This window comes from Mycobacterium sp., assembly GCF_052145595.1.
Taxonomy (GTDB): domain Bacteria; phylum Actinomycetota; class Actinomycetes; order Mycobacteriales; family Mycobacteriaceae; genus Mycobacterium.
Map to the genome: position 1 here is coordinate 1 of NZ_JBKQOI010000312.1, position 18,607 is coordinate 18,607.

General features: G+C 65.4%; 15 protein-coding genes and 3 pseudogenes. 8 read left to right on the plus strand and 10 right to left on the minus strand.

Annotated features, from left to right (window positions below; all coding sequences use genetic code 11):
- Nucleotides 1-674 (plus strand): alpha/beta fold hydrolase (locus ACLP4W_RS26215; protein WP_442390307.1); only part of this gene is annotated, 674 nt, incomplete at its 5' end.
- Between the two features lie 242 nt (nt 675-916).
- Here the strand turns inward: ACLP4W_RS26215 and ACLP4W_RS26220 are convergent.
- Nucleotides 917-1,339, minus strand: a complete 423-nt coding sequence (locus ACLP4W_RS26220; protein ID WP_442380857.1) for a nitroreductase family deazaflavin-dependent oxidoreductase — start codon at nt 1,337-1,339, stop codon at nt 917-919.
- A 228-nt stretch (nt 1,340-1,567) separates the two neighbouring features.
- Between ACLP4W_RS26220 and ACLP4W_RS26225 the strand changes: the two genes are divergently transcribed.
- Nucleotides 1,568-2,476 carry a universal stress protein gene (locus ACLP4W_RS26225; RefSeq protein WP_442380859.1) on the plus strand — a complete coding sequence of 303 codons (909 nt, stop codon included), beginning with the start codon at nt 1,568-1,570 and terminating at the stop codon, nt 2,474-2,476.
- Nucleotides 2,477-2,607: 131 nt separating this feature from the next.
- On the opposite strand, the gene ACLP4W_RS26230 is transcribed toward ACLP4W_RS26225, so the two are convergent.
- Nucleotides 2,608-3,315, minus strand: coding sequence for an SRPBCC family protein (locus tag ACLP4W_RS26230; RefSeq protein WP_442380861.1), 708 nt, complete (start codon nt 3,313-3,315; stop codon nt 2,608-2,610).
- A gap of 961 nt (nt 3,316-4,276) precedes the next feature.
- Here ACLP4W_RS26230 and ACLP4W_RS26235 point away from each other — a divergent pair.
- The 4 genes and pseudogenes from ACLP4W_RS26235 to ACLP4W_RS26250 all read left to right on the plus strand — a co-directional run bounded on the left by ACLP4W_RS26235 (nt 4,277) and on the right by ACLP4W_RS26250 (nt 10,522).
- Complete coding sequence (locus ACLP4W_RS26235; RefSeq protein ID WP_442380863.1) at nt 4,277-4,474, plus strand: hypothetical protein; 198 nt, start codon at nt 4,277-4,279, stop codon at nt 4,472-4,474.
- Between the two features lie 1,109 nt (nt 4,475-5,583).
- Complete coding sequence (locus tag ACLP4W_RS26240) at nt 5,584-6,231, plus strand: phosphate signaling complex PhoU family protein (RefSeq protein WP_442390308.1); 648 nt, start codon at nt 5,584-5,586, stop codon at nt 6,229-6,231.
- Between the two features lie 146 nt (nt 6,232-6,377).
- A complete protein-coding gene (locus ACLP4W_RS26245) occupies nt 6,378-9,971 on the plus strand; it encodes a hydantoinase B/oxoprolinase family protein (protein WP_442390309.1) in 3,594 nt (1,197 codons plus the stop codon).
- 82 nt (nt 9,972-10,053) lie between these two features.
- A pseudogene (locus tag ACLP4W_RS26250) lies at nt 10,054-10,522 on the plus strand (flavin reductase family protein).
- A gap of 145 nt (nt 10,523-10,667) precedes the next feature.
- Here the strand turns inward: ACLP4W_RS26250 and ACLP4W_RS26255 are convergent.
- Nucleotides 10,668-11,582 carry a 5-oxoprolinase/urea amidolyase family protein gene (locus ACLP4W_RS26255; protein ID WP_442383627.1) on the minus strand — a complete coding sequence of 305 codons (915 nt, stop codon included), beginning with the start codon at nt 11,580-11,582 and terminating at the stop codon, nt 10,668-10,670.
- The gene (locus tag ACLP4W_RS26260) at nt 11,579-12,199 is read right to left on the minus strand and encodes a 5-oxoprolinase subunit B family protein (RefSeq protein ID WP_442390310.1); all 621 of its coding nucleotides are present in this window, start codon (nt 12,197-12,199) and stop codon (nt 11,579-11,581) included. Before ACLP4W_RS26260 ends, ACLP4W_RS26255 begins: the two co-directional genes overlap by 4 nt.
- Before the next feature lie 118 nt (nt 12,200-12,317).
- On the opposite strand from ACLP4W_RS26260, the pseudogene ACLP4W_RS26265 reads away from it, so the two are divergent.
- Nucleotides 12,318-12,699 (plus strand): annotated as a pseudogene (locus tag ACLP4W_RS26265) (DUF5313 domain-containing protein); the annotation flags it as partial.
- A 466-nt stretch (nt 12,700-13,165) separates the two neighbouring features.
- Here the strand turns inward: ACLP4W_RS26265 and ACLP4W_RS26270 are convergent.
- The 6 genes and pseudogenes from ACLP4W_RS26270 to ACLP4W_RS26295 form a co-directional block, all read right to left on the minus strand.
- Nucleotides 13,166-14,062 carry a sodium-dependent bicarbonate transport family permease gene (locus ACLP4W_RS26270; RefSeq protein WP_442383623.1) on the minus strand — a complete coding sequence of 299 codons (897 nt, stop codon included), beginning with the start codon at nt 14,060-14,062 and terminating at the stop codon, nt 13,166-13,168.
- Nucleotides 14,063-14,184: 122 nt separating this feature from the next.
- The gene (locus ACLP4W_RS26275) at nt 14,185-14,430 is read right to left on the minus strand and encodes a sodium-dependent bicarbonate transport family permease (protein ID WP_442383621.1); all 246 of its coding nucleotides are present in this window, start codon (nt 14,428-14,430) and stop codon (nt 14,185-14,187) included.
- A 166-nt stretch (nt 14,431-14,596) separates the two neighbouring features.
- Entirely contained in the window at nt 14,597-16,471 is a 1,875-nt protein-coding gene (locus ACLP4W_RS26280) for a phosphoenolpyruvate carboxykinase (GTP) (RefSeq protein ID WP_442383619.1), read from the minus strand.
- Nucleotides 16,472-16,521: 50 nt separating this feature from the next.
- Entirely contained in the window at nt 16,522-17,397 is an 876-nt protein-coding gene (locus ACLP4W_RS26285; RefSeq protein ID WP_442383617.1) for a hypothetical protein, read from the minus strand.
- Nucleotides 17,398-17,496: 99 nt separating this feature from the next.
- Complete coding sequence (locus tag ACLP4W_RS26290; protein WP_442383633.1) at nt 17,497-17,859, minus strand: ArsR/SmtB family transcription factor; 363 nt, start codon at nt 17,857-17,859, stop codon at nt 17,497-17,499.
- 112 nt (nt 17,860-17,971) lie between these two features.
- Nucleotides 17,972-18,043, minus strand: a pseudogene (locus ACLP4W_RS26295) (hypothetical protein); the annotation flags it as partial.
- Between the two features lie 254 nt (nt 18,044-18,297).
- Here ACLP4W_RS26295 and ACLP4W_RS26300 point away from each other — a divergent pair.
- The coding region (locus tag ACLP4W_RS26300; RefSeq protein ID WP_442390311.1) for a methyltransferase domain-containing protein at nt 18,298-18,607 on the plus strand (310 nt) is incomplete at its 3' end.

Genomic DNA, 18,607 nt, shown 5'->3' on the forward strand with positions numbered 1-18,607 from the left:
GACTAGACGTCGTGGCGTTCGACGGACCCGGCCAAGGGGCGGCGTTGGAAGCAGGATTGCCGATGACGGCCGAGTGGCACAAGCCGGTCGGCGCTGTGCTTGACCATTTCGGTGTCGATGATGTGACCCTGATGGGGTTTTCGCTCGGCGGGTGCCTGGTCATGCGTGCCGCAGCGTACGAGCCGCGGGTGAGCCGTGTCATCGCCGACGACATTCTCACCGACTTCACCGCCTGCTTCGCCTACCGGTTGGCCGCGCCGCAAAAAGCGCTGGTGGTTAACGCCGGCCGGCTGCCCGCGGCCGTGGTGGACAGGTTGATAAACCGGGCCCGCAGCCGGAACTTGTTGGCCGACTGGGGCATCGGAAAGGCCGAAACGGTGTTTGGAGTCGACACCCCGGCCGAGGCGCTGGCCGCGGTGCGCGCCATGCGCACCGATGACGTCTCTTCCCGGATCACCCAAGACGTGTTGCTGATGGCCGGAGCCGAAGATCACTACGTGCCCCTCGCCCAGCTCGGTGCACAAATCCAGACCCTGACGAATGCCCGATCGGTGACTGCACGCTTGTTCACCCGCGCCGAGAGCGCTCAAAACCACTGCCAGATGGGGAACTTGGGGTTGTCCTTGCGAGTCATCCTCGGCTGGCTCGACGCCCATACTGGCACTACGGGCTGAACGCCGGACGGTCGGCGATCGACTGGTTTCAACCACCGCCGCATCTAACCAATCTGCAGCAACATCGCACCGGCCGACATGGAGGCCACCTACCGCGCTCAACACCCGAGACCAGCCGCCAGCTGAGTTCTTACATCACGAAGTCTCCGGACTCGCCGGGGCGGTTCACGATAACTGGGACTTGTGGTAATTGACGACTTTGGTGGCTACATGTCAGGCCATTTGGCTTGAACCGGGGCGAGTCAGCCTTTCGCCGGGGCGAGCTTGACCTTCAGATAGTGCGTGATGCCGGCTCGCTGAAAGGTGCGTCGGCGCCGCGGGGTCAGCGTTGGCAAGGCCGCCGCCGCGTCGACTACGTCGGGCTCCACCACCTCGTAGCGGTGTCCCTGGACCGAAATAGTTGCGCGCCCGGCGGCACGCACGTTCTGCAGCCAGTCCGCCCGCGTGCCACAGGGCAGCGGAATGACGAAACCGTCTTCCACCCGTTCCGCCACGACAGGGGTGGTGTACGTCTTGCCCGAGCGTCGACCGGTGTGCGTGATAGCCGCCGCATACCAGTGCTTGCGGCCGGCCAGCCGCATCATGACCGGGTTGAGGACATACCGATTTGAAACACGAACCGCGCCCCGCGGCGGGCGGGGCCAGCTTTCCGGTGCGACCGCCATTTTCTCGCCTTACATCGACGGGGTTTTCGAGGTTTTCGGGGCCGACGCTACAACGCAGGCAAGAGGTTTGGTACCGGCTGAGCGGATCGGTGACCTTGGCCCCCCGGGGGTGGGGACGAATGGCTCTCCCGGGGGCGATAGGTCCTCCGTCTAGCGTCGGTTGTATGAGCTCACAGCGGCGAGCGGTTGGCGCGCGCAGACGGTCGATGAGCCGAGAAGGGTGCTGAAATGCCGGATCGCTTGGATCGCTTAACACGTCTGGGAATCCTTGTCGGTGTCGACGGATCCGCGTGTTCACGTGCGGCGCTGCGGTGGGCCGCTGATGAGGCGGTGATGCGCAACGTCCCGCTCACGCTCGTGCACGTGCTGCACACCCCTGAGGGCTCGTGGTCGTCTTGGGGGCTGTCCACGTCTCCCCTTCCGGCCGATTTCGATCAAAAGCGGAAAGAACAGGCGCTGCAGGTGATGGATGAAGCCGTCACGCTCATCGAAGATGCGGCTGAGCACAGCAGTCCACTAACGATCAACACCGAACTGCTGTTCTCCCCGGTTGTTCCCACCCTGATCGACCTGGCCGACGAAGCCCAGATGATCGTCGTCGGAAGCCGCGGGCACAACGCATTACAGCGCGGATTGCTCGGATCGGTCAGCACCGGACTCATCCATCACGCCCGCTGCCCGGTCGCCGTCATCCACGACGACACCGATGAGCCGGCGCCGCCGCAGGGTCCGGTGGTGGTGGGCATCGACGGCTCGCCGGCATCGGAGTTGGCCACCGCCATCGCTTTCGAGGAAGCGTCGTGGCGCGGGGTCTATCTGGTGGTGCTGCACGTCTGGAGCGATGCCGATGGACCGGACGTGCCCGACGCCGACTGGTACGAGCGTCGCGCGGCCGCCCAGAAAACACTGGCCGAGCGGCTCGCGGGATGGCGGGAACATTACCCCGACGTGTCCGTACGCCCCAATATCGCCTTCAGTAACCCCGCGCGCCGTCTGATGAACCGCGCGGAGGGGGCCCAGCTCGTGGTCGTCGGCAGTCGCGGCCGCGGTGGGTTCCCCGGCATGCTGCTGGGTTCGGTGAGCAGCGCGGTCGTGCACGCGGTCCGCGCGCCGATTATCGTTGCGCGCCAAAGCTGATTACGCGCATGCGATGTCCCGGATCGATGTGCGTTCGGGCTGGTGCGCATTCGGCAACCGGGTGGCCGACTACCGGCGATGGGCGCGGGGGTCGCCCGGATAACGTCTCATCGGTCCGCACAGCTACTCGATCAAGGTTCACCCTGAATGCTCGGTGCTTGTGGTGCGCTCTTAACTTGTCGGTTCGCGTCGCCGTCGATGTCCACGACGTAATGTTCGAGCGGGGCCTGGACGCGACTTTTGATGCCGCGCAGCATTCCCCGCGTCATCAACGCCGTAATCGGCCCGGCGAGCTCGATTTCCACCAGGTCGCGACGGCGACGTACCCGCGTGCGACGGCGCACCAGCAGCCGGCAGCGGTCCTCTCCGCATGGAGCGATGTGAAACGACCACACCGCATCCCCGCTCGACAGCAGAGGGCTGCCCCTCAGCACGAGCAACCTCTCGGGTTCCACTTCCGCCACGGTCATCGTCACACCGGCACGAAGGCCCATCCAGCCCGTCGGCACCAGTCGCACCGAGTCGCCCGGCGCAAGCCGCGCCCATGCGGGATGCATGCCATCGGCGTTGCGGATGTGCAATCCGACGAGGTTTTCCAGCAGGTTGTAGCTATAGAGCCCGCCCCGGTCCTGCCCGAGTTGCAGCAGCCACGGCCACACCCGAGCCGCCGGCGCGTTGATCCATTCGGCCTCGGTGGTTTGCACCGCCGGTTCCTCGATCAGCTCATCGCCGGGCAACACCATCTGGGTTTCTTCTTTGGTTGCGCCCCAGTTGCGGAAATATTGCCTGCCCGCATACAACACCACGCCGGCCAGTGCTAATCGTCCTACGCTGCTCATGGCGCCAGCGTGCAACGCGCGAAATCCGGGCGGCTAGGGCCTGTGGTCCCTCACTCTACGGTCATTGGTCGTATAGACGTATAGAACTGTGCATAGAACTACGCATAGAAGGAGTCGAGGAGCTCCTTGTTCCGCTCGGCCACCACCGCGCGCTTATCGCTTCGCGGAATGCGGCGTGCGCAGGTGTCGCTTGCCAGGGTCACTCCTGCACCATGGCCCTTGCGTACGCCGTTGACGCGTGCGCGGTAGGGAAGGAGGCGGGAGTCACGGGACGGCCATCCCACGGAGGTCGTTGAGAGCCACCATCACGCCGCCGCCCCTGGCTCCTTCCGGATCTGGCTGACCGACGACAGAGAGATGCTGCTCCGGTCGAGCGCCGGTGAGTGACCATTCGGCGGCTGGTTCCTTAGCCCGATTCCCGGCGTGGGTTCCCAGCTAAACAGGCTGCACCGGGACGGTCTCGGAAACGTGGATCGAGCTTCGGTCTGTGTCCTCGTTACGACTGGCGAGAACCACCTCCGCCAATCCTGACTGATCGCCGAAGACTGTCGAACGACACAACGCCCAGTTGACTAACCCGCTAACCTCAGGCCACCGTCAGTAGACGGCCCACGACCGGGCAGCTCGGTCCCATGCTTGTGGGCCCTTCATCGTGGCAAGCGACAGTGTGTTGACCGCGTCAACACCGTTCAGTGTCTTCCCACGTCGCTTCGCGCACTTTCGAGTACTTTGGATTGCGCGAAACCACCGCTGAACTGCGAAGATCCGCCTCAGACTGACGGGTTCGATTCCCGGCAGCTCCACAGAGAAGATGCAGGATGACGAGGACGACTGACCGATCAGGTCGACGGCCGGACGACCGTCGCCCGAATCTAAAGACCCTGGTAGCGTGCGCGATCGCGCAGTGATAGTCGCAAGGGGACAAAGACCCCGAAGGAGGACAGGGAGAGAGGGAGCAGCGATGGATGGGGAGTGGTGGCGCGCGCTTGAAGCCCCGGTGGTCAGATGGATCATCATCGCGTTCGTGGTGATGGCGTTCGTCGCGTTCTACGTAGCGCCAGAGGACCGCCGTAAGGAGTTCTTCGTCGTCACCCTGTTAACCAGCCCGCTCGGACTTGTGGGCGCTGCAGTCTCCCAGCCGCGCGCCGCGACCAGGTAAAGGCCGGCGCGGCCATGAGCGATTTCTTGTTCGGTAATACTGCACGCCGGTTCCGCCAACGGCGGCAGGGGCGTGGATCCGACAAGGAGCGAGGTGCTGGCGGCGGATCCGCTAAGCAGTAACCGATCAACAGGTTCTCGGAAGGTGTCGGCTCGGCGCTTAAGGATTTCCTGGCGAAGTTTTCAGCCCGACCCCACTGGGAGAGTCACACCATGCTCACCGCAACAGGCCGTCGAAGACAACTGGCCAACCCGGGCCAACCTAGGTGATGACGCACAGCGCTAGAAAGATGGATACGACATTTCGGGCGGAATCCGCGCGCCAGCCTTAATCAAGTGGTCGTGCGACTCGAATCACCCTGTGCAGGTCGGTGTTTCGCTCTCATGCGTACAACGGTGTCGGTAGCAACGGATAGCAACTCGGATAGCAACGACATCTAATTCGTAGGTGTTCTGGACCGTCCGCAGACAGACGCAAATGTGCGCTGGTCTGCACAGATAGGACATCCACGGATGCCCACGGACGCCGAAAACGACACTGGGGGTCAAGTGGTCGCAGGTTCAAATCCTGTCAGCCCGACCCAAGAAAATGGTGTCTGACCTGCGGTAATGAGCGTCGAAGCGCTTCACCTAGATCTAATCATGCGACTGTTAGGGACTGTTGGGGACCACGCACGCCGCTGCGAGCACCTCGGAGCGCACTTGTCCGCTGGTCAAGTGGTCGCAGGTTCGGAACGATGCCGGGCGCAGCTCTACGGCGTGCTGTCGAGCACGGCTGTGAGGTAGAGAAACGTCGGCACGCAGTCGGTGTCCCACCAGGTAAAAGGGTTCGGGATTGTCAACGCGAGGAACGCCGCGCTGGGCGGGGTAACGACCTCCCATTCCAACTTGTTTGGCCATGGCGACGTTAACGCGGTCTTCGGGCTTTAATTCGGTGGTCGAGGCTGTCGTCGTCGATGTCGATTCTTACCCAGGCGATGTCGCCGGTGAAATGGTTGTCGGTGGGTCCGTAATCGGGGGATGTCGGATCCGTTCGCAGCCAACGTTTGTGGGGCTCGCCGGCGGGTACTGTTACTGACCGTGGCAGGCGGCGAACCGGGGAGTCAACCGATGCGGGAAGCGGGGACCCAGGAGCTCGGGGGCCTGACTGCTCCGCTGGTCGACCTCATTCGTCTCACGAGCACCGCGATGAGCCACGCGACGGCCGCCCTGTTCAGCATTGATCCTGCCGCGGCCGAGAGCATCGCTGCCGCCTATGAGACGGTGTCCGCGCTGCGTCGTGAGCTCGAGGACCATGCGGCGGTGCTCTTGGCACTTCGTGCCCAGTCGAGGGTGCCGGAGCTGCCGGTAACCATCGCGGCTGTCCACGTTAACGCCGAAGCCGAGCGCATGGGGCAACTGGCGCGCGAGGTCGCCGATATCGCCCGGACCCGGCGTGCCTGGGCGTCGATACCGGCTCCACTTCTGGGTGTGCTTCGTGAGCTGAGCGAGGGTTGCCTCGACACAGCTGCAAAGGCAGCCGATGTCGTGGAGTCGCACACGACGATCGGTGTGGCGGAGCTGACCCGGGGTGACGACAACATGAATCGGTTGCGGCACCTGCTGTATCAGCAGCTGTTGTCCAACTCCGGCGTGATCGACGCCGACGCGGCGATCGACCTCACGTTGGCCGCGCGCTGCTACGAACGTTTCGCGGAGCATGCAAAAGCGGTCGCGCATCGTGGTGCGTTGCTCGCCGTGGGGGCGCCAAGGGGCTGAGGGCAGTACGGCGACCGCGGTCTCGGCGAGGATCGAGTTACCCGACGGCGCCGTTCGGGCACGTGGCGGGTCGTGATGAACGCATCGGCGGCCGGGCGGTTGACCTGCTCGCCGATAGAGTTAGTGCGCGACGAAAGGGAGTCCTGGTGGCTGGTGCGGGGTGGCAGTTTTGGGTTGACCGGGGCGGTACGTTCACCGACATCGTGGCACGCCGGCCGGACGGGCGCCTGCTGACGCACAAGCTGCTGTCGGAGAATCCTGCGCGGTACCGCGACGCGGCGGTTGCCGGGATCGGTGCGCTGCTCGGGACCGCCGAAGGTGTGCCCGTGCCGGTCGCGCAAGTGGAGGCGGTGCGGATGGGCACCACCGTGGCGACAAATGCGCTGCTGGAGCGCAAGGGAGAGCGCACGCTGCTGGTGATCACCCGCGGTTTCGGCGACGCGCTGCGCATTGCCTACCAGAATCGCCCCCGCATTTTCGACCGGCACATTGTGCTGCCGGAGATGCTGTACGAGCGGGTCGTCGAGGTCGACGAGCGGATCGCGGCCAAGGGCACGGTGCTGCGCGCGCCGGATCTCGAGCTGCTGGGCGAGCAGCTGCGGCAGGCCTACGCCGACGGGATCCGCTCGGTCGCGGTGGTGTGCCTGCACAGTTACCTGTACCCGGTGCACGAGCGGGAGATCGGCAAGCTGGCCGAGCAGGTCGGCTTCGTTCAGATCTCGCTGTCATCCGAAGTCAGCCCGCTGATGAAACTGGTCCCGCGCGGGGACACCACCGTGGTCGACGCCTACCTGTCCCCGGTGCTGCGCCGCTATGTGAACCAGGTGTCAGACCAGATGCGTGGCGTGCGGTTGATGTTCATGCAGTCCAATGGTGGGCTGGCCGAGGCAGGGCATTTCCGCGGCAAGGACGCGATCTTGTCGGGTCCCGCTGGGGGCATCGTCGGCATGGTGCGGATGTCGGCACTGGCCGGGTTTGACCATGTCATCGGCTTCGACATGGGCGGCACCTCCACTGACGTATCGCACTATGCCGGTGAGTACGAGCGTGTGTTCAACACCCAGGTGGCCGGGGTCCGGCTGCGCGCTCCGATGCTGGACATCCATACGGTGGCCGCGGGCGGTGGGTCGATCCTGCATTTCGACGGCACCCGCTATCGGGTCGGCCCGGACTCGGCCGGCGCCGACCCGGGCCCGGCCTGCTACCGCGGCGACGGTCCGCTCACCGTCACCGATGCAAACGTCATGCTCGGCTGCATCCAGCCCGCGCACTTCCCGGCCGTGTTCGGTCCCAGCGGCGAGCAGCCGCTGGATGACGAGATCGTGCGGCGCCGCTTCACCGAGCTGGCCGCCGCCATCCGGACGGCCACCGGTGTTGAGCGGTCGCCCGAGCAGGTCGCCGAGGGGTTCCTGCGGATCGCGGTGGCGAACATGGCCAACGCGGTCAAGAAGATCTCCGTCCAAAAGGGACACGACGTGACCCGGTACGTGCTGACCACGTTCGGCGGCGCCGGCGGGCAGCACGCGTGTGCGGTCGCGGATGCGCTCGGTATCCGCACCGTGCTCGTCCCGCCGATGGCTGGCGTGCTCTCTGCGCTTGGGATCGGCCTGGCCGACACCACCGCGATGCGGGAGCAGTCGGTGGAGATCCGGCTTGAGACCGCCACCCTGGAGAGGTTGGCCACGCTCGCGGACTCCCTCGAGCAGTCCGCGCGTACCGAGCTGCTTGACGAGGGCATCCCGGCCGAGCGGATCCGGGTGGTTCGCCGGGTGCACCTGCGCTACGACGGAACCGATACCGCGGTCCCGGTTGAACTCGGTGGGCTTGAGGCCATGACCACAGCGTTCGAAGCCACCCACCGTGCGATGTACTCATTTTTGATGGACCGTCCGCTGATCGCCGGAGCGATCTCGGTGGAGGCGACCGGGCTCACCGAGCAACCCGATCTGTCCTACCTGGGTGATCAGGTCGCCGACAGCGCCGGCTCGCTCGAAACCGTCCGGGTCTACTCGGGCGGATTGTGGCGCGAAGCCCCCCTGCGTCACCGGGAGCGGATGCGGCCAGGGGAGACTATGACCGGCCCGGCGATCATCGCCGAGGCCAACGCCACCACCGTCGTCGACAATGGCTGGCAGGCGACGATGACCCGGTCCGGGCATCTGCTCGCCGAGCGGGTGGTAGCCCCCGTGCAGCCCGATGCGGGCACCGAGGCCGATCCGGTGCTCCTGGAGATCTTCAACAACCTGTTCATGTCGATCGCCGAGCAGATGGGCTTCCGGCTGGAGGCGACTGCCCAGTCGGTGAATATCCGTGAGCGGCTGGACTTCTCGTGCGCGCTGTTCGATCCGCACGGCGACCTGGTCGCCAATGCACCGCACATTCCGGTACATCTCGGCTCGATGGGCGCCACCGTCAGGGAAGTCATCCGCCGCCGGGTCGGCGTAATGAGGCCCGGTGACGTGTACGCGGTCAACGACCCTTACCACGGCGGTACCCACCTGCCGGATATCACCGTGGTGACCCCGGTCTTCGACGCTGCGGGCGAGCACGTCCTGTTCTTTGTCGCTTCACGCGGGCACCATGCCGAAATCGGCGGGATCACCCCCGGCTCCATGCCCGCGAACAGCCACGAAATTCACCAAGAAGGCGTGCTGTTCGACAACTGGCTGCTGGCAGAAAACGGACAGTTCGGCGAAACGGCGACCCGGCGCCTACTCACCGAAGCGCCCTTCCCATCCCGCAATCCCGATACCAACCTCGCCGATCTCTGCGCCCAGATCGCCGCCAACCAGAAGGGCGTCGACGAGGTCCGCAAGATGATCGACCACTTCGGTCTCGATGTCGTCCAGGCCTACATGCGCCACGTCCAGGACAACGCCGAGGAAGCGGTCCGCCGGGTCATCGACAGGCTCGACTACGGCGAATACCGCTACACCATGGATTCCGGCGCGACGATCGCCGTGCGCGTCATCGTCCACCGCGCCAGTCGCAGCGCGACCATCGACTTCACCGGAACCTCTCCCCAGCTGGACACGAACTTCAACGCGCCATCGTCGGTGGCGACCGCCGCAGTGCTCTACGTGTTCCGGACCCTGGTCGCCGAGGAGATCCCCCTCAACGACGGCTGCCTGCGCCCGCTGCACATCGTCATCCCGGAAGGGACGATGCTCGCACCGACCTACCCGGCTGCGGTTGTCGCCGGCAACGTCGAAACCTCACAGGCCATCACCGGCGCGCTGTTCGCCGCGCTGCGTGTGCAGGCCGAGGGAGCCGGGACGATGAACAACGTCACCTTCGGCAACGAGCGGCACCAGTATTACGAAACCCTCGGATCCGGTTCTGGGGCCGGCGACGGGTTCGACGGGGCGTCCGTGGTGCAGACGCACATGACAAACTCGCGGCTCACTGATCCGGAAGTGCTCGAATGGCGTTTCCCCGTGCTGCTGCGGCAGTTCGGCATCCGTCGCGGCAGCGGTGGTGCCGGACGATGGCGCGGCGGTGACGGCGCCGTCCGTCGGATCCAGTTCACCGAACCGATGGTTGTGAGCACGTTGTCCGGGCATCGGCGAGTAGCGCCCTACGGTATGGCTGGCGGCTCACCCGGGGCGCTGGGACGCAACCGCGTAGAACGCGCCGACGGCAACACCGTCGAGCTGGCCGGGTGCGACTCGACCGAAGTCCAGCCCGGCGACACACTGGTCATCGAAACCCCCGGCGGCGGCGGATACGGCACACCCTGATCGTATAGATCGCATAGGTATCGATGAGCACGTCCTCCGGCGCCGTGTGAGCCGGGGAGGAAGCGTTAGCGCTAGCGGCAATTTGACCGAGGCGTCCCTGCGCGAGGCGTTCGGGCATTCCCCATGGGCGTGATCGCGATCGCCGCTGAGGTAGTCGGCGCTCGGGTGGGACTGGCGGCCAGCACATTCGTGCGGGTATTACTGGGATCCGCCGCTGGTGTCGTTCTGTGTGCAGAATACGTCCACCACATGGCCGAAGCTGAAGGACGTTCCGCGGCTGGGCATCAGTGTTCTGGGCGAGTCGCACGACGAGGCGGCGCGCAAGCTGACCGCGCGTACCGGCGACTGATTCGCGCGGTTGCAGGCCATCTCGACCGAGAACGGTGCGGTGTTCATCGAAGGCACCAGCGTCTGGTAGGAAAGCTCGATCGAGCAGTTAGTTCCAGCCGGCGATCCACCATCGTGATCCTGGGGTCAACGACATCACCGTTCACGCCGAGGTGCTACCAATTATGTTCCACCGCAGCATATTTCGCCGCCTAGGCGTCTAATCAGCGCCTACTGGCGATGGAACGGTGAAATCGCCCTCGAACGGCGTCGGCCGGCAGCCGATAGGTATTGTGCCGGGTCTCGTTGTCGAGGTCTGCGGTACGGATGAGGCGGGCCGTGTGGACCTGCGTGCGCACAAGTCGGCGTCTACCACCGCCGGCGTGGCCGCGACCAGTGCAAGCGCACCTGCTGACCGGGGCGGATCTGCGCGACCCGGTCGACGTCGTGATCGGTAACCACACCGATCACCGGATAGCTGCCGGTCACCGGATGATCGGGGCCGAGGATCACCGGCAACCCGTCGGGCAGCACCTGAATCGCGCCGCGGGTCGCACCCTCGCTCGGCAGCTGGCGATCCGGCCAGCGGTGCTGCAGCGGCCGGCCGTCCAGCCGCATACCAACCCGGTCGCTGCGGTCGGAGGCCACCCACTCGCTGTGTACCAGTGCGTCGGGATCGATGAACCAGTCGTCGCGCGGCCCGGGCACCACGTTGAGCTCGATCGGGTCCTCGGTGAACGACGCCACCGGCGCCTGGTCCAGTTCGGGAAAGTCCGTGGTGTGCTCGCCGACGGGCAGCACGTCGCCGGGCTGCAGGGGCTGCGGACCGATCCCCGACATCACGTCGAAGCTGCGCGAGCCGAGCACCGGTTCGACATCGATTCCGCCGCGCACCGCCAGGTACGTGCGCAGCCCGTAGTGCGGCGAGCCCAGCGAGATCACCTGGCCGTCATGTGCGTAGTGAATGCTGTTGATGCCGAAGGGGATTCCGTTTACCGCGGGGTCGGTGTCGGCGCCGGTCACAGCGATTGCGACGTCGCCGCCGCGCACCCGTGCGGTCAGCCCGCCGAAGGTCACCTCGATCGTGGCCCGGTCGGCGGGGTTGGACACCAGCCGGTTGGCCAGCGTATGCGAGCGCCTATCCGCGGCGCCGGAGCGGGTGACCCCAAGATGGGCCAGGCCGGGCCGGCCGAGGTCTTCGATCAGGGCCAGCGGCCCGGTGCGCATGATTTCGAGCGTCGGCGGACGGGAGCGAAGCGACTGGGTGGTGAACTCGGTCGTCATCGCGCCTCCCAGGATTGCACCCACTTGCGGGGCGTCAGCAGCGCCGGATCGGGGCGGTGGACGTCCCACACCACCGCATCGGTCTGCCCGATCAGCGGCCAGCCCCCGGGGGATTCGCGCGGATAGATGCCGCTGAACTCGCCGGCAAACCCGACGGAACCTGCGGGCACCTTGGTCCGCGCCTCGTCCCGCCGTAGGACTTGCAGTCGCGCGTCACCACCGACGAGGTACGCCAACCCCGACGCAGCGCGCCACGGCGTACCGGTATGTGCGGCGACGACGCCCGCCTCGTCGAGTCCGGGGTGTGCCGCCACGTCGGCGAGGTCAGCGCCGTCATGGACGACCTCGATCACGACGTCGGCGACGGCCGGCGGTTCGACGGCGTAGGACGGTTCCGCATGCAGCTCCTCGATGCGCTGGCGGATACGGAGGAGGTAGCGACGGCTTTCGACCTTGATCAGCAAGGTGCGTGATGCGGACACGAGGTCCACCACGCCGAGAAGGTCGGCGGCCCGAAGTGCGTCGGCCCATGCGAGCACCTCGGCGGTGCTGTCGAAGTCCAGCAGCAGGGCATGGTCGCCGTAGTCGAGCACTCTTAAACCCATTGCGACGGTCATACATTGAACTTACCGCCGAGTAACCGTTGGCGCCGCAAACTTTCGAGCCTTGCCGGAGGTGCCTTACCAAAGGCTCAGGGTGCCAGCCGGCACCATCATCGAGCCGATATGGTCCCGAATGAGCAACGACATAGGACGCTGCCGGCCGGACGTCCTTCAGTACATCGCCTATTGCTACGGACGAGTTCTGCTCGACTCGAAGTAGGATTGGCTGCGCAATAACCTGGGGGCAAGGGTGCAACAGCTCGGACGATGATCCGCCTCATCATTTCGACCGTGCTGGTGCTGGCCTGTTTTGGCTGACCCCGACAACGCTGTATGTGCACGCGAGTATGAGGTTGCCGATTTTTCTACCGTATGTCGTGTTTTCTCACGTGCTTAACAAGGTGTGGCGCCGCCATCGGCTGCGTCAGCACGGCCTCGACCCCTATCTCGTCGACGAACACGTCCGCTCGCGCGACGCCCACATCCGCCGTGCGTACATCGAACGCTGCGGCCCCCCGGCACCAACGCACCGGCGGGATGATCGGCCGCCTGGCACATCTGATCCGCTTCGCCGCGATCCGCAGCATGCTTTCGACGAAACCGACAGTGTCACCAGAGATCTGATGGACACCGTGCTCATCGATTACGCCGCCAAACATCGGCGCAGCGCAACGTCAGCTGACGGGCCTACCGCACCGTCGTGGCCCCGGGGACCGACGGCGCCGTTACCCCTAACCGTCACACCGTTTCACACCCAAACCGTTCAGTCCTACCTCGATCGCCTCGCACACGCCAACCACCTGCGCCCCGCACAGTTGCGGCGCTACCTGACCGACGGTCCAGCTATCTGCTGTCCCCGACAGGACTGGTTGGCCAGGGCCAGCAGATAGCTGTTGCACGTACCGCGTGCTGGCCTGACGGGCTGACAGAGGCAGACCGTGGGGCCACCCGACAGCGATGCGCTGCTGGGGTAGCGCCGTTTCAGGTGACGCCCGGGAACCAGTGCCCGACGACACGGGAGATTTCGATGTAGAGCGGGATCCCGATCGTGACGGTATACGAAAACGTCAAACCCAGCGATGCGGCCAGAGGCAAGGTCGGGCTCGCCTCGGGGATCGCCAGACGCTGGACCGCGGGGACGGTGATGTACGAGGCCGCGCCGCACAGCACTGCGAATAGGACGTAGGTTCCCGGCTTGAAGTGGGTGTCGGTGAGGTAGGCGTAGCTGTAGGCGACGGTAATCCCGAGCGTCGCAAACAGGTTCGGCGCCAATAGGCCGAAGAAGATGAAGCCGCGGCCGGCGGTCTTCAGGTCCCTCAACTTGCGGGACGCCGTCATACCCATCTCGAGCAAGAACAGGGTGAGCGCGCCCTCGAACGCCGCTACGAAGAAAGTGTCGTTGTCGTGGACGACCTTTTGTCCCTGCAACGTACTGATGAAGCCGATGGTGATGCCGCCGACGAGGAGACAGAGCCCCGGATTGAGGAAGACTTCCTGCAGCAGCCTTGCGTGAGAACACGGACGGCTTCTTGCCATTGCCCTTGACCCCATTGACCTGGTCGACGCCATCGGCCTCGTCCCACTGCGGATGCTCCCGCTTTTCCAGCGAGATCTCCAACTCCTGCTCGATCCCCCGCTCGTGGTGGGTGTCAAGGCCATCTCCGTGAGCTGGCTCGGTGGCCGCGGCGGGCCCGACCCCGACCGTCGCCGGGGGGTGTAGCCGGGTTCGTCGGGCATGAACCCCGCCGCGTCCATCCCCCTGTGCCGCAGGAGCGCCACCAGGTACAGGGCCAGAAGGCAGCCGGGAATTTCCATGACAGCCAGCATGACCGGCATGTAGGCGTTGAAGGCGATGCCTACGCTGATAAGGACGGCCACGCAGGTGGCAAAGGTCCCTGCCGAGTCCGACCCCTAGTAACCGGCGACCGTCGCCCTGTCGACTTGCCGCATAGCAGTCATGCGGCTCAGCAGGAAGTAGGCGACGATACCGATCACGAAGTTCAAGACGAAGCCCAAGAGCATGAATCCAGCGATGTTGTCGATGTCCGACGGCTTGATCTTGGCGAGCTCTTCACCCCCCCGTGCCAGCCGATGGCCAGCAGCAGGTACATGGTCAGTCCCTGGTAGATCACGTAGGGGAACTCAAACCGCACCTTCAGGATTGGGATCAAGAACCCGAGATAGAAGAACAGCAACAGCGGCTTGAACAGGTTGTGGGTGAAGTTCTGCCAGAATTCGTAGAGCATTACTGCCTACCTTGATTCGCGCGGCGGCGAGAAATCTGGTGACCGCCAGGCCGGCAGCCACCTACGGCGTGCATGATCTGCAGGACCGCGCAGGTGGACAGGGTGTCGTGGGGCAGGCCTGCACGTTCGAGATCGGAAACCTTGTGTTCGAGGTCACTGATGGCACTCACAGTGTTGCTCCTCGTCGGGTGTGGTTGTCGGCGTCGCTTCGTGCGGGGGCGAGTCGTTGTTTAAGGTTGCCGAGTTGTTGGCGCAGGACATCGGGAAGTTTGTTGCCGCCGATGGTGGCGTACCACTCGTCGATCGATTCGAGCTCGCTTGCCCACTCGCTCGGGTCGACGTTAAGTGCGGCAAGGATTTTCGTGTCGTCATATGCGCATCTGTCCAGACCGTCGAGATCGAGGCTGTCGAGGAAGGGGACGTCGCCGATCGGCGTCCTGAGGGCGTCGATGCTGCCCTCGATGCGCTGCAGCGCCCATTTGAGGACGCGCGAGTTGTCGCCGAACCCCGGCCACAGGAACGTGCCGTCATCGCCGCGGCGGAACCAGTTGACGTAGAAGATTTTCGGCAACAGGTCCGGGTTTGCGTTCGCGCCGATGTCGAGCCAATGCTGAAAGTAGTCGCCGACGTGGTAGCCGAGGAACGGCAGCATCGCCATCGGGTCGCGGCGCACGACGCCCACTGTGCCGGTGGCGGCGGCGGTGGTTTCCGAGGACAGGGTGGAGGCGAGGAACACCCCGTGCTGCCAGCTCAGCGATTGGGTGACCAGCGGAATGGTGTCGGCGCGGCGGCCGCCGAAGAAGATCGCCGAGATTGGCACGCCGGCGGGGTCGGTCCATTCGGGGGCGACGGTGGGGCATTGCGCGATGGGGGTGCAGTAGCGCGAGTTGGGGTGCGCGGCCGGCTCTTTCGACTGCGGTGTCCAATCGCGGCGTTTCCAGTCGGTGAGGTGGGCGGGCGTGTCGGCGGTCATCCCTTCCCACCAGATGTCGCCGTCGTCGGTGAGGGCGACGTTGGTGAAGATGGAGTTGCCGCGCTCGATGGTCGCCATCGCGTGCGGGTTGGTGAGGACGCCGGTGCCGGGGGCGACGCCGAAGAACCCAGCCTCGGGGTTGACGGCGTAGAGACGACCATCACCACCGAATCGCATCCAGGCGATGTCGTCGCCGATGGTTTCGGCGGTCCAGCCGTTTAGCGTGGGTGCCAGCATCGCCAGGTTCGTTTTCCCGCACGAGGAGGGGAACGCGGCGGCGATGTAGTGCACCCGCTGCTCGGGGGAGGTGAGTTTGAGGATCAGCATGTGCTCGGCGAGCCAGCCTTCTTCGTGGGCCATCTTGGAGGCGATGCGCAGCGCGTAGCACTTCTTGCCCAGCAGGGCGTTGCCGCCATAGCCGGATCCGTAGCTCCAGATCGTGCGTTCCTCGGGGAAATGGGTGATGTATTTGGTGTGGTCACACGGCCACGCCACGTCGTGCTGCCCGGGGTGCAGGGGTGCGCCGACCGAGTGCAGGCATCGGACGAAGTCGGCGCCGGTGTCGAGCTTGTTCCACACCGGTGTTCCGGAGCGGGTCATGATTTGCATGCAGACCGCGACGTATTCGGAGTCGGTGATCTGGACACCGAACTTGGGTTCGGCGGCATCCAGCGGCCCCATGCAGAACGCGATCACGTACATGGTGCGGCCGGCCATCGCACCGCGAAACTCCTCGGTCAACACGGTTTTCATGTCGACGGGATCCATCCAGTTATTGGTGGGCCCCGCATCGGAGGAAAGCTCCGAGCAGATGAAGGTGCGGTCCTCCACCCGCGCGACATCCTCGGGGTCCGACGTGCACCAGAAGGAGTTGGGCTTTTTCGACAGCGGGACGAAGGTTCCCTTGTCCACGAGAAGTGTGGTCAGCCTGCGCCATTCGCCGTCGGAGCCGTCGCACCAGACGACCGTGTCGGGGGTGGTCAGGTCGGCCACGGTGTGGACCCAGTCGACGATCGCGGTAGCGGTGGTCGGCGCGGTGTCGAGGCCGGTGACGCTGGCAGTGGTCATGATGGTTGTCCTCCGAGATGTCGGTATTGGGGCCTGGTTACAGGTTTGTGCTATCGGCGCCGGTACGGGCGATGCGGGGGATGGTCGCCTAGGGCCCGCGCCACCTCCCTGGCCACGGCGGGCACCAGCAACGGATCGTCCAGCGCAGGCATGATCCGGTCGGGCGAGGTGACCAGCGCCAGCCCCCGAGCACACGCGGCGAGTACGTCAATCGTCAAGCTCGCACAGTTGCGCCCACACAAGGCGCTGAGCAAGCCGGGCAGCACCAGTGCGCCGTAGTCGAACGGTTCGCGCGGCAGTGTCAGCGTGCGCCCGGGCGCGCAGGTGTTGGGCGCAGTGCCGGCCAGGTCGATCAGGATGTCGTTGTGCGCCATGATGCCGCGCAGTGGATATGCCTGCGCGTCGCGCTTGTTCCAGCTGGTGAGCATCCCGCCTCCCGCGGCGAGCAGCAGCGGCCCGAGCCACGGAAGGACCTCGGCGCCGGTCACCACGATTCGGCCGCGTCGCGGCGCGACACCGCGACAGCGCAGTGCGCTGATCGCCGCGGCCCCCAGCGCCGCGGCGACCACATCGAGCTCGCTGATGACCACCGGACCCTTCAGGCTGGCTACCGTGCGCTGCACCCTCGCCGATTCCGAGGACCCCGTCCCGACAACGAACACCACCGACACCCGCGACGGCAATCCCACGATCCGCGCGGCCACGGCGTCGGCGCGGGCCAGGGGCAGGCACGACGCGCGGATGGGGGTTCGATCGCAAACCAGGGCTACGTAGCCCTCCATCGCCGTCCACGCCGAGCGGTCCAAACCCTCTGCGCAGGTTTGTGGCCGGGGCGCGGCCACCCCGATGACACCGACGTCGATACCGGTGACATCCGAACCGGTCTGCACTGCCGCGGCGCCGTTCTCGTTGGGGTTGCTTGTCACCGTTGACGTTCCTTTTCGCAAAACCCGATCCCGCAAAGTACGCATGTTAGAAAATCTGCAAGTAGTGGGCGGGGTGGACCGCTGGCCTCTGCCACGCGTTCAGCCCGGCGACTCGGCCACCAGGACCGACTCGGGGAGATCTTCGAGAAGTTCGGCCTGACCCGCAACGACTCCGGTCAGGATTGCCCGGGCGACCCTCAACAGCTCGGCTACCTGCGGCGAGGTCAGGGCATAGGACACCGACAACCCCTCCCGGCGAGCGGTGACCAGACCGGTGCGACGCAGGATGGATAGCTGTTGAGACAGATTGGCCGGCTCGATGCCGACCTCGGGCAGCATCTCGGAGACCGCGTATTCACGTGTGCTGAGCAGCTCCAGAACCCGGATGCGGGCCGGATGACCCAGCGTCTTGAAGAACTCCGCCTTCATCCGATACAGCGGCTGACGCGAGTCCGCCACAATGCCCTCCCATTCGCAATCGCCACTGTTGTAGCTAGTTGCGAACCTTAGCAAATCACTGTGGACTGTTGGTGGATGGAAATGGTGTCGGTGGTCACAGGTCGTCGCCGGCGTACGCGTCGGTCCGCATCGGATGCCAGTCTTCCGGCCAGTGCGTCTGCCGGACCAGCCGGCGCGGCCGCGGATGCCAACTGACACTGACGATGTGGAATCACGATCCTGACCGGCTGCGTGATGTGGCGGACTACGCGGGCCGTGGCCGTGCAGTATGGAAGCCGCGATTCCACGTGCTGGCTGTGCCCGGGCCCTCCGGTTACCTCTTCAATTCGGCCGCGTTGGACGAACGAACGCCGTGCCATCCGGGTGCGCGACAGGCCCCGGGAGAGTCCACCCCGGATTTCCTCGTGCGGGCAATGAGGGGGTCTACCATCGGCAATCATCATGAGTACGACCTATTGGCGTGGCGCGGCCGAGGACGAGGCGATGCAGGACGAGCACCGCTTCGTCTGGACGGCGATGCTGGACACTATCGATGTCGACCTCGCCGGGATGCGGGTGCTCGACGTCGGCTGCAACCGGGGAGGCTTTCTGCGGCTGCTCGCCGACGACTGCCGTATCAAAGAAGGCTTCGGCTACGATCCAGCGGCGGGCGCGATCGAGGACGCACGTCGCTTGGCGGGGACGCGCCCGCTGCGGTTCGAGGCCGCCGCAGCGCCACCCGCGGCGTGGAGTGGCTTCGATGTGGCGTTTA

Bases quoted from the DNA above. Each gene is read 5' to 3' on its own strand.
- ACLP4W_RS26235 (WP_442380863.1), top strand. From the start codon at position 4,277: ATGGATGGGGAGTGGTGGCGCGCGCTTGAAGCCCCGGTGGTCAGATGG.
- ACLP4W_RS26225 (WP_442380859.1), top strand. From the start codon at position 1,568: ATGCCGGATCGCTTGGATCGCTTAACACGTCTGGGAATCCTTGTCGGT.
- ACLP4W_RS26275 (WP_442383621.1), bottom strand. From the start codon at position 14,430: ATGCTCTACGAATTCTGGCAGAACTTCACCCACAACCTGTTCAAGCCG.
- ACLP4W_RS26220 (WP_442380857.1), bottom strand. From the start codon at position 1,339: ATGGCGGTCGCACCGGAAAGCTGGCCCCGCCCGCCGCGGGGCGCGGTT.
- ACLP4W_RS26260 (WP_442390310.1), bottom strand. From the start codon at position 12,199: ATGACCGTCGCAATGGGTTTAAGAGTGCTCGACTACGGCGACCATGCC.
- ACLP4W_RS26280 (WP_442383619.1), bottom strand. From the start codon at position 16,471: ATGACCACTGCCAGCGTCACCGGCCTCGACACCGCGCCGACCACCGCT.
- ACLP4W_RS26230 (WP_442380861.1), bottom strand. From the start codon at position 3,315: ATGAGCAGCGTAGGACGATTAGCACTGGCCGGCGTGGTGTTGTATGCG.
- ACLP4W_RS26255 (WP_442383627.1), bottom strand. From the start codon at position 11,582: ATGACGACCGAGTTCACCACCCAGTCGCTTCGCTCCCGTCCGCCGACG.
- ACLP4W_RS26240 (WP_442390308.1), top strand. From the start codon at position 5,584: ATGCGGGAAGCGGGGACCCAGGAGCTCGGGGGCCTGACTGCTCCGCTG.